This window comes from Photorhabdus caribbeanensis, assembly GCF_018448885.1.
GTDB lineage: Bacteria > Pseudomonadota > Gammaproteobacteria > Enterobacterales > Enterobacteriaceae > Photorhabdus > Photorhabdus caribbeanensis.
Genome location: NZ_RCWB01000113.1, coordinates 1 through 1,049, shown reverse-complemented (window position 1 = coordinate 1,049; position 1,049 = coordinate 1). Strand labels below are relative to the sequence as shown.

Below are 1,049 nucleotides of genomic sequence, written 5' to 3'. Positions count from 1 at the left end.
GCTCAACACGCAACGGTGGCTGGGTGATAAGGGCAAGCTGCTCACCAATGGCGCCCTGACGATACAGGCCGGTGAACTGCAACTCAACCAGGCTGAAACTCAGGCCGGGCAGATAACCGTCAACGCCGACACCCTGAGTCATCAAGGCGGCGTGATGCAACAACAGGGCAAAGATACCCTGTCCCTCACTACCCGAATACTGGATAACCAGCGCGGTACCCTTGCGGGCAACGGTAATCTGAGCCTTAAAGCAGCGACCGTCGATAATCGTCACGGCAACATCGTGGCCGCCGACAAAGGTTCGCTGAAACTGACCGTCAGTGACATCCTGGACAATCAGTCGGGCCGACTGGAAGCGGACCACGCGCTCCAGCTCAGCGCTGCCCAGCTGGATAATCGCCGGGGGAGCATCGTGGCAACCGGGGACAGTGCCACCCTCACTGTTGACAAAACCATTCAAAACGCTCACGGCCATCTTGAAGCCAAAACCCGACTGACTACAACCAGCCAGACCCTGGATAACACGCAGGGGGTGTTGCTGGCACAGCATATCAATAGCCAGACCACAGGCCATCCTTTCACCAATACCGCCGGACAGGTGATAGCCGAAGACACTCTAACGGTCAACAGTGGCGAACTGGATAATACCGCAGGGCTGTTACAATCTGGTCGCGAGATGACCGTTGATACCCACGGCCACCGATTCACCAATACCCGCAATGCCGACCAAAAAGCAGGCCGGTTATTGAGTGGCGGACACTTAACTTTGCGCACCGGCGATATCAATAACACCGGCGGCATGATAGCGGCGGACGGCAAAACCGTGCTGACCAGCACCGCGCTTAATAATACTCAGGGACAGATAGCCGGAAATGGCGGGCTGGACATTCACAGCCGACAACTGACCAACCGCGAGGGCACCTTACAATCCGCCGACGCCCTGACTCTGGATACTGACGGACAGTTGCTGGATAACCAGCAGGGCCATATTCTCGGTGATGGAAAAACCACTGTCACCAGCGGCCCGCTGGACAATCGCCACGGTCATC

At 57.2% G+C, this 1,049-nt stretch carries 1 pseudogene; it reads left to right on the top strand.

Annotated features, from left to right (window positions below):
- A pseudogene (locus tag EAE90_RS24920) lies at positions 1 to 1,049 on the top strand (hemagglutinin repeat-containing protein); the annotation flags it as partial.